Raw genomic sequence first — 15,869 nt, forward strand, 5'->3', positions numbered from 1 at the left:
ATTACCTCCTGTGTACTTTATTCAATACCATTCCAATTGCTGCTACCAGAACGGCTGCTACAATTGCTTCTATAATTCCATTAAAGCTGATAACGCCAAGGATTACGCCCATAACTGCGCCCGGCTCAATGCTCAATGCATTGGCATATGCCTCTTTATAGAAAATATAAATCATCGGCATTACAAGCAGTGTATTGGTCAATGCACCAGTCACGCCGGCATAGACATAGCCCAAGAATCTGCCATCCTTCTTTCTCCCGGTCAGTTCCACTACAATAAAATAAATAACTGCTGCAGCTGCACCTGATATCCAGCCAATCATTTCCTTCGAATCTGTTGTCAGCATTTTAGCAAAGAACGCATGGATACCAACCAGTAAAAGTACACTGATTACAAGATTACTGATTACCTTTGCAGCCTTTGCATGGCTGGATGTGGTTAATTTTACAATTCCACGATATACGAAATATGGGATGATACCTACTAAAATTCGTGGTACAAAACAGATAATGGTACTCTTTACCACTCCTGCTGCGCCATCGATGCTGCTTGCCAGTATCGGTGAAAATACAAATGCTGACATAGAAGTTGGCATCAATGTATTTTTAATAAAACTGGTTAATCCAAATACAAATCCCAAAAAGGCACCTTTTTTCGGTCCGCAGAAAATTGCACCTAAAATAACCGGTATATGGATAATCGTTGCATTAATTACTACTAAAGGAATAAATCCTAACGGGGTAAAAGCCATTACGACGATAATGGCGGTAAATAAAGCTGTCAGAACCAGCTCATAAGATTTTGGGATACTTCTGTCCCTGGTAAAAGCTACGTTTTTTTCACTCATAGTCTCTTCCTCTTTTCTTAAATTTTCTTTTTTCTCCGCATTTTAAGGCTTTGCGGCCAAGCACTTCCATTGATAGCCTCCGGACCGGTAGGCTTCAACCGTGTTATTCTATCATAGTTTTTCCAAAAAAGAAAGATGTCGTCTGTTATTTTTTTAACAAATGACATCTTTTTTTACCCTTTTTACATGAATACCGAAAAATGCCTGGTTAAAGCATGTTTCCCGCAGTTCGCTTCTAACTTAGTTTATGGATGTAAATGCAATTCGGTTTATCTACCGGAATTGGTCTCTCTTCCATCAGAATGTATTTCTTCTCATAATCTACCTTAAACATGGTAATCTCATTGGTCTCATTATTAAGGCTCATGAAATGCATTCTGTCCGGACAGATACCAATCATTTTCGGATAATCACCACTGATTTTCGAATTACACATCATGGTAAGACATCCACTCTCTTTATCAATTTCATAAATCGATACGGAGTTTGCACCTGCATTACTGCAGAATAAATATTCACCATCCATTGTCACTTCCAGACCGGATGCAGCACAGACATCAGCTTCCTTCGGTATGGTCGTTGTAATGGTCTGAACCTTCTCGAAATGCGGCTGGTCATTTTCTAACGTATAGGAAAATACCTCTATCTGATTCAACAGCTCATAGAGAATATAAGCAAATCTTCCATCACGGCTGAAACGAATCATATGCGGTGCAGATTCCAACGGACAACGGATGATATCTGCAAGCTTCATCCTGCCATTCTCATAGTCAATCCGGTAAATCTTTACATGATCTAATCCATTATCCACTGCACACAAGAACTTCTCGTCCGGTGTCAGCTTCACGCAGTCTACATGTGGCTTGGAACTTCGCTCTGCAATGGTCCGTCCCATTCCCTTATGAAAGATACCGTCTGCGATTTCTCCGATGCTGCCATCTTCTTCCAACTTCATCATGGTCACTCTGCCATCATGATGACCGCCTACGAAAAGATAACGGTTCTTACTGTCCACTTCCACATAACAGCCACGCATACCGCCAATCCACTGCTTGTTCATTGGCTCAAGGTCTCCGTCCGGCAGAATGTGAAATGCTTCCACGCCTTCATCTGCGATGGAATATAAGAATCTGCCATCCTTCGATACCAGCAAATCGGAAGGATTATTGATGGGAACCACTTTCCGTTCCTTCATTTCTCCGCTTTTTGCATCCAAATCATATAAATGGATTCCGATACTGTTCTCATGGGTATACGTTCCGACATAAACAACATACTTTTCTTCCATAGGTCATTCCTCCTGTCTGCGTAAAATATCATACATCTCCAGTTCCTGTCCTAAATCAATGTAAAGCACCTGTTTTGGATGTGGTGCTGATTCCATTTCATTTCCATCTTCGTCCACAATCCGTTTTACGGTAACCGGAATATTTCTTCCATCCGGTTTCATGACTTCAATCTGTTCCCCTACGGAGAATTTATTTCTCTGTTCAATTTGATATAATCCCTCTTCGTTGCGTTCTCCTACAATTCCAAGGTAGGTATACTCTTTGATATAAGTGTTATTATCGTAAATCTGGCTCTCTTCCGAAGGCTTTCCAAAGAAAAAGCCGGTGGTAAACTGGCGATAAGTACAGTTAGAAATCTGTTCTAAATACCAGTCCATATTTTCTTTATATTTCTCCGGTGAGGTAAGATAATCATCAATGGCTTTCCGGTAAGTACGTGCTACAGTAGCAACATAAAGTGCTGTCTTCATACGTCCTTCTATCTTAAAGGAATCAATACCTGCCTCAATCAGTTCCGGGATGTGCTCAATCATGCACAAATCCTTGGAGTTAAAAATATAGGTACCACGTTCATTTTCATAAACCGGCAGATACTCTCCCGGACGTTTTTCCTCTACCACTGCATATTTCCAGCGGCACGGATGAGTGCAGGCTCCCTGGTTGGCATCTCTTCCGGTAAAATAATTACTTAAAAGACATCTTCCGGAATAGGAAATACACATTGCTCCATGCACAAATGTCTCGATTTCCATTTCATCCGGAATATTTTTGCGAATCTCAGCAATCTCATTTAAAGAAAGCTCTCTTGCTGTTACCACACGCTTTGCGCCCTGGTTCCACCAGAACTGATACGTTCCATAGTTGGTATTATTGGCCTGGGTACTGATATGACGCTCGATTTCCGGGCAGATTTCTTTTGCAATGGTATAAATACCCGGGTCGGAAATAATCAGGGCATCCGGCTTGATTTCCTTTAACTGGGTAAAGTACTCTCTTACACCTTCCAAATCCCCATTGTGAGCCAGTATATTTGCTGTTACATAAACTTTTACGCCATGCTCATGGGCAAACTGGATGCCCTCTGCCATATCCTCCATGGAAAAGTTTTTTGCCTTCGCACGAAGTCCAAATACTTCTCCGCCGATATATACGGCATCTGCTCCATAAATGACTGCAATTTTTAATACTTCCAGACTGCTGGCTGGAATCAGTAATTCTACCGGTCTCATTGATTTATTTCTCCTAATATTTCAATCTGTATCATCTATTTCTTAATGCTAATGGTAACACCGTCTCCAATCGGAAGCACCGATGTGGTAAGACTGTCATTGTGTGTCAGTTCATAAAGATATTCCCGCATTCTCTTATGAATGGTCCGGTTTCTTCTGGTTACTGCATAATGGGATTCGATAATATCTCCCTCCTGCAGCACATTGTCAGATACCAGTAATGCACCAGGCTTCATCAGCCGAAGAATATCCGGCAGGAAATTGATATACTGTCCCTTTGCCGCATCCATAAAAAGAAAATCATAAGGATCTTCTAACGTCTTTAACACCTCTGTGGCATCTCCCGGAATCAGTGTGATTTCTTTCTCTTTTCCGGCATGTTTGAAATTTTCCTGTGCAATAGGAATTCTTTTCTCGTAATTTTCTATAGTTGTAATCCGGCATGGCACCGGATTATATTCTTCCATCAGAAGTGCAGAAAATCCTACTGCAGTTCCCACTTCCAAAATCCGCTCCGGCCGCTTTAATGCCAGCATGGATTTTAAAAAACTCTGCATTTCCTTACGAATAACCGGCACATAATTCTTCTTTGCCTCTGCCTCAATTTCCTCTAAAAGCGGTGTATTTCCACTGTCTAAGGAATTGATATACGTTACTAATCGTTCCTCTACTATCACGTTGTACCCTCTGTATCTTTTTCCAAAACCGGTGACATGGCTTCCATCATTTCTTTCGCTGTCATGGAAGTATTCAGCGTATATATTCCCGGTTTGATTTTTTTAGAATACGCAGAAAGCTTTAACTGCACTGCAAAAAGCCTGGCATCACGGATAAGTCCTTTCTCCTCTAACATACTTCCAATATCACTACCGGACATTCCAGCCTCTATCTGAACCACAATATCCTTGCCATCACCGGATGACACCGGCTGCTCTGTATACACGCGATATCCGAAATCATATGCATAGCTTCCTGCCTTAAAAAGTACAAAAATCACCAGTACAACAACAAGAACAGAAAAACTGATTCGGACAATTTTCATCACAATCTTACTGGCACTCATCGCACAACCTCTCCATTATCTTTCGTTTACAAAACCTACTTCAAAATTCAGGCCGCCAACCAGTCTGAAATTAATTTTCTGCAGCAGACGGCAGAATGCAAGCTCTGCTGTCATAAATTCTTCTGCAACCGGATTCTTGCGGATATCTATATTTTCCCGCTCCAGCTGGTCTACTTCCCAGAACAGATCCACATTTTTACTGTTCTGGATCTGGTAATTCTTCTGGCGGAATGCAAATACAATCTGCTCTAATTCCGGATTCGCATGCAGCTTATTCTTTGCTTCCTGATAACGCTTATATTCATTGGTATCCTGAATTGCATTTACAAGTTCTGTTACCTTATCTTCTACTACGCTCATGTTCATCCACCCACATTAAACTTCCATAATAATTGGAATAATCATCGGTCTGCGCTTTGTCTCTTTCCAGACAAAATCACCTAAAGCATCTTTGATTTCTGTCTTAATCTTGCTCCAGTCTGTAATATTCTTATCCATGCAGTGTTCCATGGTTCCCTCTAATACATGACGAGCTTCCTCCATCAGGCTTTCTGCCCCACGTACATAGACAAATCCTCTGGATACGATGTCCGGTCCTGCCAGCACCATTCCGGAGCCACTTTCCAATGTCATTACAACAATAATGATTCCTTCTTCTGCCAGATGCTGTCTGTCACGCAATACAATATTTCCTACGTCACCAACACCAAGTCCGTCTACCATGACATCGCCTACCTGTACATGTCCGGTAACTGCTGCGCTTTCCTCATCCAGTTCTAATACATCACCGGAAGACAAGAGGAAAATATTTTCTTTATCAATGCCAAGTTCTTCTGCAATCTTAGCCTGGGCAACCAGATGACGGTATTCTCCATGAACCGGAATTGCATATTTCGGTTTTACCAGTGAGTAAATCAGTTTGATATCCTCCTGACAGGCATGACCGGAAACATGAACATCCTGGAAAATAACCTCTGCACCTTTCATGGTCAGTTCATTAATGACACCGGACACTGCTTTTTCATTACCCGGAATCGGGTTGGAACTAAAAATAATGGTATCCTTTGGTTTAATTGTTATCTTACGATGCATGCCGGATGCCATACGGGATAATGCCGCCATGGATTCTCCCTGGCTTCCTGTTGTAATGATAACCGTCTGCTCATCCGGATAATTCTTCAGCTGTTCAATATCAATCAGGGTCTGCTCCGGGATGGTAAGGTATCCCAGCTCAGACGCAATCGTAATGATATTTACCATGCTTCGTCCTTCAATCACTACTTTTCTGCCATACTTATTGGCAGAGTTCATAATCTGCTGTACACGGTCTACATTGGATGCAAAAGTTGCAATAATGATTCGTGTGTTCTTATGGTCAGCAAAAATATTATCAAAGGTCTTTCCTACGGTACGCTCCGACATGGTAAAGCCAGGACGCTCTGCATTGGTGGAGTCACACATCAATGCCAGTACACCCTTCTTACCAATCTCACCAAAACGCTGTAAATCGATAGCATCACCATATACCGGTGTATAATCCACTTTAAAGTCTCCGGTGTGGACAACTGTTCCTGCCGGTGAATAAATGGCAAGAGCTGCCGCATCCTGAATACTATGGTTGGTACGGATAAATTCCACGCGGAAGCAGCCTAAGTTAATATGCTGTCCGTATTTTACTACCTTACGTTTTACTTTCTTGAGCATATTATGCTCTTCTAACTTGTGTTCGATAATTGCAATCGTAAGCTTGGTTGCATAAATCGGCACATTGACTTCTTTTAAAATATAAGGGATTGCTCCGATATGGTCTTCGTGACCATGGGTAATAAAAAATCCCTTTACTTTGTCAATATTATCTTTTAAATAAGTCACATCCGGGATAACAAGGTCTACACCAAACATATCATCCTCCGGGAATGACAAACCGCAGTCCACAACAATAATACTGTCTTCGTATTCAAAGGCAGTTATGTTCATTCCAATCTGCTCTAATCCGCCTAATGGAATGATTTTCAATTTTGAGTTTGCTTCTTTTTTCAAAATATTACCTCCATAAATTCTTTCTTTTCGCGCTCATTGCATTTGTCCGCAATTACATAAGTTCTCCTAGAATTCAATGTCTACATCTTCCATTAATTCTGCGAAAATTTTTGCAAGTGCTTCTAACTCTTTATCATCTTCCACCATTTCATAGATGGTATTGTGATCATCTTCATTCTGTGTTTCTTTTAAAATAAATGCATCCGAATCACCCTCTTCGTCTACTGTGACAAGAAGGTAATTGATTCCCCGTATGGTTGTCTGCTCTAATACATAAAATTCTGCTGACTCATTGGTATCCGGGTCTGTAAAATTTACTTTTTCCATATTTACTCCTAATTCTTTTCATTCTGCAGATAGTCAAGGTATCCCTGTAAAATAAAGGATGCCGCTATCTGATCCACATATTCTTTGCGATTCTCTCTTCGGATTCCGGCTTCCATCATAAGATTATCCGCCGCAACAGTAGTAAGGCGTTCGTCCCACAGCTCTACTGTAAGTCCGGTACGCCTTTCTAACATTTCTTTAAATTCTAAGGTTTTTTCACAACGCTCGCCTTCACTATTATTCATATTTTTCGGAAAGCCGAGAACAATTTTCTCCACGTTATATTCTTTGATTAATTCTTCAATACGTGCCAATGTCTGACGCAGCTTATTTTCTGATTTTCTGCGCACAATCTCAATTCCCTGTGCAGTAATAAGCAGTTCATCGCTAACGGCAACTCCAACGGTTTTAGAACCGAAGTCAAGACCGATTATCCGCATCAACTGCCTCCTACTTCCATGAATTTGTATGGATATATTCCTTTAATATCTCTTCTACAAGTTCGTCACGTTCTACTTTCATAATCAGACTTCTTGCATTATTGTGACTGGTAATATAAGTCGGATCACCAGACATAATATATCCAACAATCTGATTGACCGGATTGTATCCTTTCTCGGATAATGCCTCGTATACAATCTTAAGTACATCATGTACCCTGATTTCCGGTTCTTTTTCAACTCTAAAATATTGTGTGTTATTCATGTTCTGCATTTTTTCACGCCCTTATTTTGCTCTTTTGTTCTTCCTAATGAAAAAGCATCGCTAAATCTATTCTAATATAAAGTACTGCAAAATTCAACCATTATTCAAAATACACTTCTCATACACTTATCTTTTCCCGATAATTCTACTCTGCTTTTTCAATATTTTCCATCCGGTATACATCTGCTGAAATCCGTCCGGTCACGATGCCTTTCACCAAAATATTTTCTTCCCCTTCTGCCTCCGGCACTGCTATCTTTACATATTCTTTGGTATATCCGGTAAAATATACATTTCCTGCGATTTCATCGGTTTCTTCTAATAATATTTCTTCCGGTCTGCCAACATAATACTCCCGGAATTCTTCTGACATTTCCTGTGCCAGTGCCAAAAGCACCTTACTGCGTTCTGTCTTCACCTGTTCTGGCACCTGATCCGGCATCACTGCTGCCTTCGTACCTTTGCGCTTGGAATACTTGAAAATATGCATCTCATAAAAATGAATCCGCTCTAAGAATTCCTTTGTTGCCTCAAATTCTTCCGCTGTTTCTCCCGGGAATCCTACGATAACATCTGTGGTAATTGCCGGATGGGTAAAATATTTCCGAATCAGCTTACAGCCTGCTTCATAAGTGGCTGTATCATATTTCCGGTTCATCCGCTTTAAGGTTGCATCGCATCCGCTCTGCAGGGACAGGTGAAAATGCGGACAGATTTTTTCTAATTTTGCCAGCTTTCTCACAAAATTCTCATCGATGATTCCAGGCTCCAAGGAACCCAGACGAATCCGGCGGATACCTTCTACTTTATGCACTTCCTGAATCAGATGTAAAAGATTATCTCCATGGTCTAATCCATAGGAACTTAAATGGATTCCGGTCAGTACCACTTCCTTACAGCCATTTGCTGCAAGTGTCTCCACTTCACGCACGACCTCTTCTGCCTTACGGCTTCTGATTCTACCTCTCGCATATGGAATAATACAATATGTGCAGAACTGGTTGCAGCCATCCTGCACCTTTAAGAAAGCTCTGGTATGTTCTTCCGTCCGGCTGATAGACAGTGCTTCATATGCTCTGCCTTTTTCATTAATATCGCAGATATTTTCCTTCCAGTCATCCACTCCTTCGGTTTCTTCGTTTGCATTTTTCTTCTGGTTCATACAGTTTTCAATAAGCTCCACCAGTTCATGTTTCTTGTCATTTCCGATAATGATATCCACGGATAAATCCCTTGCTGCTTCTTCCGATGAAGTCTGGACATAACAGCCGGCAGCGACAACGATACTGTCCGGATTTTCTTTTTTTGCTTTATGAAGCATCTGGCGGGATTTCCGGTCTGCCATGTTGGTTACCGAACAGGTGTTAATCACATAGACATCCGCCTGTTCCGTAAAAGGAACAATCTCATAACCTGCCTGTTCTAATAACTGCTGCATAGCCTCCGTCTCATATGCGTTCACCTTGCATCCCAAATTGTGCAATGCTGCTTTTTTCATTCGATTTTTTCCTCACTTCTAGTTGACTTTTACCTCCAAAGAAGTTACTATTAAGAAAAAGTATTTATAGCAACCAAGGAGGTCTTACTATGAAAACAGTTCAAATTTCATTAAACTCAATCGATAAGGTGAAATCCTTCGTAAACGCAATCACACAGTTCGAATTTGATTTCGACTTAATCTCTGGAAGATACGTTATCGATGCTAAATCTATCATGGGTATCTTCAGCTTAGATTTATCCAAACCAATCGACTTAGCAATTCATGCAGAGTCTAATCTGGATGAGATTATGGAAGCATTAAAACCTTATCTTGTATAATTGAATTGATGTAAATGAATTGGGGGGATTGCGAAAGCAATCCCTTTTTTTATTTGTGCAGGAACCCGCTACGCTGTGCGAGTCCCTTATTTAATTCCGTTTCTATATATTGCTCTGCTTTTATATATTATCTGTTTCTACGTAATATTCTGCTTCTAAACAGCATTCTATTTCTATTCACACTACTCTGCTTCTACGTGAATCACTTCTACCGTATCAATTGCAGTCTGCATCAGGTCATCAATCTTCTCTTCTAACTTTGTTTCAGATTTCTTGATGTATTCAATGTTCGGTTTGGTAACCGGATGCTTTGCCACAAAAATGGTACAGCAGTCTTCAAACGGCTGGATAGATGTCTCATAGGTATCAATTTTTTCTGACACTTCTACGATTTCCTGCTTGTCAAATCCAATCAATGGGCGGTATACCGGCATGGTACATACTTCATTGGTTGCCGCTAATGACTGCATAGTCTGGCTTGCAACCTGTCCGATACTCTCTCCGGTAATCAGTCCTAAACAGCGGTTTTCTTTAGCAAAATGCTCTGCCAGTTTCATCATATAGCGGCGCATGATAATGGTAAGCTCCTCATGTGGACATTTCTCATAAATATAAAGCTGGATATCGGTAAAATTCACTACATGAAGATTGATAGGTCCGCTGTATCTTGCTACCAGTTTTGCCAGATCCACTACCTTCTGTTTTGCACGTTCTGAAGTATATGGCGGTGCATGAAAATAAGTTGCGTCCAACGCTACTCCACGTTTTGCAATCATATAACCTGCTACCGGACTGTCGATTCCGCCGGATAATAATAACATGGCTTTTCCGTTAGAACCTACCGGCATTCCACCCGGTCCCGGAATTTCCTTGGAATAAATATTGATAAGGCTTCTGATTTCAATGCAGACCATAACCTCCGGGTTATGCACATCTACCTTGCTCTCCGGGAACGCATCTAAGATTTTTCCACCCAGTTCAGCATTGATTTCCATGGAATCAAGAGGATAATTCTTTCTTGCTCTCCTTGCATTTACTTTAAAGGTAAAGTTCTTTTCCGGATATTCTTTACCCAGATAATCTACCACTGTCTCCGCTAATTTATCGAAGCCTTCATCCTCTACCTGAAGTAATGGACAGAATCCTACAATACCAAATACACGGCTTAATGCTTCTACGGTCTCGTCATAATCATAGTCATCAGATACTACATTGACATAGATTCTTCCCTGCTCTTTGGTTACTTCAAACTCGCCCTCTGCTGTCTTTAACGCATGGCGGATCTGCTCCATTAACATATTTTCAAAAATGTAGCGGTTCTTTCCCTTTACTCCGATTTCTCCATATTTTACCAGAAATGATTTATACATATGATTTCCTTTCTCTTTTAATGTCTTGTATATTTCTTCAGTACCGGAAGCAGTTCTCCCAGTACTTCTAATGTGTAATCAATCTCTTCTTCCGTTGTATGCACACTGAAGGAAAAACGCAGTGTGGAATCCAGAAGATTTTCCTTTAAATGAATGTTTCTAAGTGTCTTACTGCCCTTCTGCTTACCTGCATGATTGTTCGAAGAACAGGCAGAACCGGAAGATACATAAATCCCCCTGTCTTCCAGTGAATGTAATAATACTTCACTTCGGATTCCTTCAAAGCTGACGCTGACGATATGTGGTGCAGAATCCTCTCCGATCTTTCCATTTACATGGGTTCCTTCCAGCCTTTCGATTCCGTTGATAAAACGCTGCTTTAATCCGTAAAGATGCGCTCTCTTTTCATCGAGATTCTCATAGATTTCTTCTGCTGCTTCTCCAAGACCTGCAATTGCCGGTACATTTTCCGTTCCGGAACGCATTCCCTTCTGCTGTCCACCGCCTAATATCAGCGGCTTTAATTTCGTCTTTTCCTTCACCCAGAGGAATCCGCTTCCCTTTGGCCCATGAATCTTATGTCCGCTGACGGAAAGCATGTCTATGCCAAGCTTCTTTGGATAGATATACATTTTTCCATAAGACTGGATTGCATCTACATGAATCAGTGTAGCCGGATTCTTTTTCTTAATAAGCTCTGCAGCTTCTGCAACCGGCTCGATGGCTCCGATTTCATTATTTACCTGCATCATGGAAACAAGAATAGTCTGTTCCGTTACTGCTTCTTCTAATTCTTCCAGTGAAATAATTCCATTCTCATCCACAGAAAGATAAGTAATGTCAAAGCCCTGCTCCTTTAAGAATTCCATTGGATTCTCTACGGATGCATGTTCAATGGATGTGGTTATAATATGATTTCCCGCTCTGCGGTTTGCCATTGCAGCACCGATAATCGCAAGGTTATTTGACTCCGTTCCACCGGATGTAAAGATGATTTCTTTTTCTGATACTCTTAATGTTTTTGCTATTTTCTTCTTTGCAGTCTCAACAAATCGTTCTGCCTCAATTCCTTTCATATGAAGGGAAGATGGATTGCCATAATCCTTCGTCAGAAGGTCTACCATTAACTGACACGCCCGGTCACTGCAGCGGGTGGTCGCAGAATTATCCAGATATGCTTCCATACTTTTCTACACTTTCTTACTGTTTTTTCGTTATATACGGCTCTCTAATTGCAGCATCAGCATGGACATCATGCAGATACCTGCTGTATCTGTCCGAAGTATTCTTCTTCCTAAGGAAATGGACTGCATGGTCTCTCTTGCTTTTGCAATCTCTTCCTCTGCAAATCCGCCTTCCGGTCCTATCATAATGCTGATACTCTTCCCCGGTTCGATTTGCTCTAATACTGTCCTGGTTCCTTCCATGCCATTTTCATTTTCATAAGGCACTAAGCGGATATCACAGTTTTCTGCCAGCTTTAAGGCTTCCTTGAAAGATACTACTTCATGAATCTTTGGAATGATACTGCGCTTTGACTGTTTTGCTGCAGTCTCTGCCTGCGCCTGCCATTTTTGTACCCGTTGTGCTGCCTTTTTTCCTTCCAGCTTTACCACACAGTATTTCATGTCTACCGGAATGATTTCATAGACACCAAGTTCTACTGCCTTTTCAATCACCGTTTCCATCCGATCTCCCTTCGGCAGTGCCTGAAATAAATAGATTTTAGACGGAAGCTCGGTTCCTTCTTCGTCCACAGATACTATGTCTGCCTGCACGAAATTTTCTCCGGTTTCTGCAATCTTACAAAAATAATTGCCACCTTCCCGGTCACTGATGCGAATCGTCTCTCCGATTTTCATACGCAGTACATTCCGGATATGATTTACATCGCTTCCGGTTATGGTAACATATTCTTTGCCCACCTGGCTTTTTTCAACAAAAAACTGATGCATCTATTTTACCTCTGATTTTTCCGTGCAGTTACATTGACCCATTCGCCCTGATGGTTGACTTCTAAGATTTCAAAGCCTGCCTGCTCTAAAGCTTCTTTTACTTCGTTTTCTTTAAAATCAATAATTCCGGAAGTAATAAGCACTCCCTGCTCTTTCGCACACTGATAAAGTGCCGGTGCCATCGGAATAATAATATCCGCTAAAATATTCGCTACGACCAGATCATAACCTGTGCCAATCTTTTCCTGAAATGCTTTATCGTCAATCAGGTTTCCAACATAAAATTCACCTGAATTTTCTGCCAGATGATTGACTGTCATATTTTCATGAGTTGATGTGATACAATCTCCATCCACATCCGTACCCACTACGCTGCCTGCACCAAGCTTTAATGCTGCAATGGATAAGATTCCGCTGCCGCATCCTACATCCAGAACACGCTCGCCCTCTTTTAAATATTTACGAATCTGGCGGATACAAAGCTGTGTTGTCTCATGCTTTCCGGTTCCAAAGGAAATACCCGGGTCAATCTCGATTAAGAATTTATTTTTATCCTCTTCCTTTAATGGTTCCCAGGTTGGTTTGATTAAAATATCATCGATATAAAAAGACTGAAAAAACTGTTTCCAGTTATTAATCCAGTCAATATCCTCGGTCTGGCTGGAGGTAATATCTCCGCTTCCGATTTCTACCATGCTTCTTAACTGCTCTAAACCAATGCGGACTGCCTTTAAAGTCTCGGTATGGTCTTCGCCTGCCTCTAAATAAAAGCTGACTTTGCTTTTTCCTTCGTCTGGTGGAAGCTCCGGCGGAAAATCAATAAACATTTCTCCTGTTTCTTCTTTCGTCAATGGTACATTATCTTCGATTTCAATTCCTTCAATGCCATTTTCTGATAACATCATGCTGATAAAATCCTCAGCTTCTGTTGTTGTATCTATTGTATATTTATCCCATTTCATAGTTTCTGCTCCTGTTCTTATCTTAACCTTCTATTATAAAAAGCAAACATTTTAATCTTAACATAGCTTTTTATTTTTCGCAACTGTAAGGGAATCAACGGCAACCAGCAGACAGCTTCTTTAGATACATAGCGACGCCTATGCATGTCTGGTAACACAAAAACAGCGGAACATATTTCTTCTGCCCGCTGATTTTCCTGTTTATTGCTATGTCATTGCTGTGCTATTATTGCAATCTTATTACTGATATTTTACTTCCAGTTTCTGCATCAGCACCTGATATTCCCGGTTAATTTCCTGAATGGTACCGGTGTCTCCATTGAGATTATCCGGATGATATATTTTAATCAAATCCTTATAACGCTTCCGCAATGATTTTTCATTGCCCACGCCCATAAAGAACATTTCTCCCTTCACCACATTGGATGATTGGTTTCTATTCTCCTGTTCAAATTCATGTACTCTGCTGTAAAAGTCTCTCTGACGCTCCATTTTCTGCTTTTCGGCAGCAAGTTTCTGAAGTTCACTTTCTAATATTTTCCACTTCATGTCAAAAAGATGCTGTTCCCGCTTCATCCGCTCCTGTTCAAGATTCTTCTCCATCTCGAATTTCCGCTTCTGACGTTCTAACTCCCTCTGATGGTGTTCCATCTCGCGTTTGGAATTTTCCAGTTCTCTCCTTGTATGTTCCAGTTCCACAGTCTGCTGAAAACACCATTTATCAAACTGTGCTGCATCCTTCTTAATCACAGCGCTGTTATGCTGCTTCATAAATCTCTCTCCTTGTCTCATAAACGGTTGCCTAAATCAACATATGGTTACAAAAAACTTATGAATCAGAAACAGTATACAATATGTTGTCACAAAATGCAACAACGAGAAACTCACTTTTGCAGTTTTCCCGAATTATCACAATACTCAACTACGAGAAACACGCTTTGCGAGTTTCTCGAGTTATCGCGGTGCTCGCCAAATCTGCAAGCATGCGATTTTTCTCGCTACTCGCGTAAAAAAAGCTGCCTCCATTTTTCAGGAAACAGCTTTATCATTTTTATAAATCATCGAAGGACTCTTTAATTTTTCCCATAAATCCCTTTTTCTTTTTCGTGCCTGCCGCACCATTCTGTGTCTTTAATGAATTACCGGTCTCTGCATCAAACTGGCGCAGTGCCTCTTTTGCAGCTTCATTTAATCCGGTCGGGACCTGAACCACAAGTGTAACATACTGGTCACCACGGACTGCCTTGTTACGCAGGGATGGGATTCCTTTTCCTTTCAGACGGATTCTGGTGTCGGTCTGTGTACCAGGTTTTACTTCGTAGACCACATCGCCGTCGATGGTTGTAATTCTTACTTCTCCGCCCAATGCTGCCTGTGCAAAACTGATTGGTGCTGTTGAATATACATCCATGCCCTGTCTCTGAAGGATTGGATGGCGGGATACTACTACTTCTACCAGAAGATCTCCTCTTGGTCCGCCATTTACCCCCGGCTCACCTTTTTCACGGATTCTTACACTCTGACCGTTATCAATTCCGGCAGGAATGCTGACCTTAATCTTCTTCCTGCTGGCAATGTAGCCGGTTCCACGACAGTCCGGACATTTGTCACGAACAATTTTACCGCTTCCGTTACATTCCGGACAGGTCTGTACATTCTGTACCATACCAAATAAGGACTGCTGGGTATATACCACTTTTCCTTTTCCCTGACATTTGCTACAGGTCTCCGGACTGGTTCCCGGCTTCGCTCCTGTACCATGACAGGTCTTACATTCATCCTTTAATACTAAATCAATTTCTTTCTCACAGCCAAATGCTGCCTCTTCAAATGTAATTCTGACACTGGCACGTACATTGGCTCCCTTCATCGGTCCGTTGCTGCTGCTGCGTCTTCCGCCGCCAAAGAAATCTCCGAAAATGTCTCCAAAGCTTCCAAAAATGTCTCCCATATCCATACCTGAGAAATCAAATCCGCCTGCTCCGCCGGCACCTCCATCAAAGGCTGCATGGCCAAACTGGTCATACTGTTTTCTCTTCTCCGGGTCGCTCAGTACTGCATATGCTTCAGATGCTTCCTTGAATTTCTTTTCTGCTTCTTTATCCCCCGGGTTCATATCCGGATGATATTTCTTGGCAAGGACACGATATGCTTTTTTTATTGCTGCGTCATCTGCGTTTTTATCAACGCCTAAGACCTCGTAATAGTCTCTTTTCTGTTCTGCCATAATCTATTCCCTCTTTACCGTTTGTAAGGGTTGACAG

At 41.3% G+C, this 15,869-nt stretch carries 18 protein-coding genes; 1 reads left to right on the forward strand and 17 read right to left on the reverse strand.

Annotated elements, in window-relative coordinates:
• Position 1 precedes the first annotated feature (1 nt).
• The 11 genes from DWX96_RS03190 to mtaB all read right to left on the reverse strand — a co-directional run bounded on the left by DWX96_RS03190 (position 2) and on the right by mtaB (position 8,998).
• Positions 2-847, reverse strand: coding sequence for an ECF transporter S component (locus tag DWX96_RS03190; protein WP_022243065.1), 846 nt, complete (start codon positions 845-847; stop codon positions 2-4).
• 235 nt (positions 848-1,082) lie between these two features.
• A complete protein-coding gene (locus DWX96_RS03195; RefSeq protein WP_118056779.1) occupies positions 1,083-2,135 on the reverse strand; it encodes a lactonase family protein in 1,053 nt (350 codons plus the stop codon).
• A 3-nt stretch (positions 2,136-2,138) separates the two neighbouring features.
• Positions 2,139-3,365 carry a peptidase U32 family protein gene (locus DWX96_RS03200; RefSeq protein ID WP_022243067.1) on the reverse strand — a complete coding sequence of 409 codons (1,227 nt, stop codon included), beginning with the start codon at positions 3,363-3,365 and terminating at the stop codon, positions 2,139-2,141.
• Positions 3,366-3,400: 35 nt separating this feature from the next.
• Positions 3,401-4,042, reverse strand: a complete 642-nt coding sequence (locus tag DWX96_RS03205) for an O-methyltransferase (protein WP_118056780.1) — start codon at positions 4,040-4,042, stop codon at positions 3,401-3,403.
• Positions 4,039-4,428 (reverse strand): endolytic transglycosylase MltG, encoded by a 390-nt coding sequence (locus tag DWX96_RS03210; protein ID WP_118056781.1) that lies wholly within the window; start codon positions 4,426-4,428, stop codon positions 4,039-4,041. The genes DWX96_RS03205 and DWX96_RS03210 overlap by 4 nt, the downstream gene beginning before the upstream one ends.
• A 15-nt stretch (positions 4,429-4,443) precedes the next feature.
• Positions 4,444-4,788 carry a YlbF family regulator gene (locus DWX96_RS03215; RefSeq protein ID WP_022243070.1) on the reverse strand — a complete coding sequence of 115 codons (345 nt, stop codon included), beginning with the start codon at positions 4,786-4,788 and terminating at the stop codon, positions 4,444-4,446.
• A gap of 15 nt (positions 4,789-4,803) precedes the next feature.
• A complete protein-coding gene (locus DWX96_RS03220) occupies positions 4,804-6,468 on the reverse strand; it encodes a ribonuclease J (protein ID WP_022243071.1) in 1,665 nt (554 codons plus the stop codon).
• Positions 6,469-6,534: 66 nt separating this feature from the next.
• Entirely contained in the window at positions 6,535-6,795 is a 261-nt protein-coding gene (locus DWX96_RS03225) for a DUF1292 domain-containing protein (protein WP_022243072.1), read from the reverse strand.
• Positions 6,796-6,803: 8 nt separating this feature from the next.
• Positions 6,804-7,235, reverse strand: coding sequence for a Holliday junction resolvase RuvX (ruvX, locus tag DWX96_RS03230; protein WP_118056782.1), 432 nt, complete (start codon positions 7,233-7,235; stop codon positions 6,804-6,806).
• Positions 7,236-7,245: 10 nt separating this feature from the next.
• A complete protein-coding gene (locus DWX96_RS03235; protein WP_022243074.1) occupies positions 7,246-7,509 on the reverse strand; it encodes an IreB family regulatory phosphoprotein in 264 nt (87 codons plus the stop codon).
• 136 nt (positions 7,510-7,645) lie between these two features.
• Complete coding sequence (mtaB, locus tag DWX96_RS03240; RefSeq protein WP_118056783.1) at positions 7,646-8,998, reverse strand: tRNA (N(6)-L-threonylcarbamoyladenosine(37)-C(2))-methylthiotransferase MtaB; 1,353 nt, start codon at positions 8,996-8,998, stop codon at positions 7,646-7,648.
• An 89-nt stretch (positions 8,999-9,087) separates the two neighbouring features.
• On the opposite strand from mtaB, the gene DWX96_RS03245 reads away from it, so the two are divergent.
• Positions 9,088-9,318 carry an HPr family phosphocarrier protein gene (locus DWX96_RS03245; RefSeq protein ID WP_022243076.1) on the forward strand — a complete coding sequence of 77 codons (231 nt, stop codon included), beginning with the start codon at positions 9,088-9,090 and terminating at the stop codon, positions 9,316-9,318.
• 182 nt (positions 9,319-9,500) lie between these two features.
• Here DWX96_RS03245 and thiI read toward each other — a convergent pair whose 3' ends face one another.
• From thiI to dnaJ, 6 genes are all read right to left on the reverse strand, one after another.
• Positions 9,501-10,688, reverse strand: a complete 1,188-nt coding sequence (gene thiI / locus DWX96_RS03250; RefSeq protein WP_118056784.1) for a tRNA uracil 4-sulfurtransferase ThiI — start codon at positions 10,686-10,688, stop codon at positions 9,501-9,503.
• A 17-nt stretch (positions 10,689-10,705) separates the two neighbouring features.
• Entirely contained in the window at positions 10,706-11,872 is a 1,167-nt protein-coding gene (locus tag DWX96_RS03255; RefSeq protein WP_118056785.1) for a cysteine desulfurase family protein, read from the reverse strand.
• A 30-nt stretch (positions 11,873-11,902) separates the two neighbouring features.
• Positions 11,903-12,643: a 16S rRNA (uracil(1498)-N(3))-methyltransferase gene (locus tag DWX96_RS03260; RefSeq protein ID WP_118056786.1), complete on the reverse strand. Its 741-nt coding sequence runs from the start codon at positions 12,641-12,643 to the stop codon at positions 11,903-11,905.
• A 5-nt stretch (positions 12,644-12,648) separates the two neighbouring features.
• Entirely contained in the window at positions 12,649-13,605 is a 957-nt protein-coding gene (gene prmA / locus DWX96_RS03265; protein ID WP_117840942.1) for a 50S ribosomal protein L11 methyltransferase, read from the reverse strand.
• A 240-nt stretch (positions 13,606-13,845) separates the two neighbouring features.
• On the reverse strand, positions 13,846-14,376 hold the full coding sequence (locus tag DWX96_RS03270; RefSeq protein WP_242986051.1) for a molecular chaperone DnaJ: 531 nt from the start codon (positions 14,374-14,376) through the stop codon (positions 13,846-13,848).
• Positions 14,377-14,656: 280 nt separating this feature from the next.
• Positions 14,657-15,832, reverse strand: coding sequence for a molecular chaperone DnaJ (gene dnaJ / locus DWX96_RS03275; RefSeq protein ID WP_117697001.1), 1,176 nt, complete (start codon positions 15,830-15,832; stop codon positions 14,657-14,659).
• Between the last annotated feature and the right edge of the window lie 37 nt (positions 15,833-15,869).

The sequence above is a fragment of the Roseburia sp. AF22-2LB genome, from assembly GCF_003461125.1.
GTDB lineage: Bacteria > Bacillota > Clostridia > Lachnospirales > Lachnospiraceae > Roseburia_C > Roseburia_C amylophila.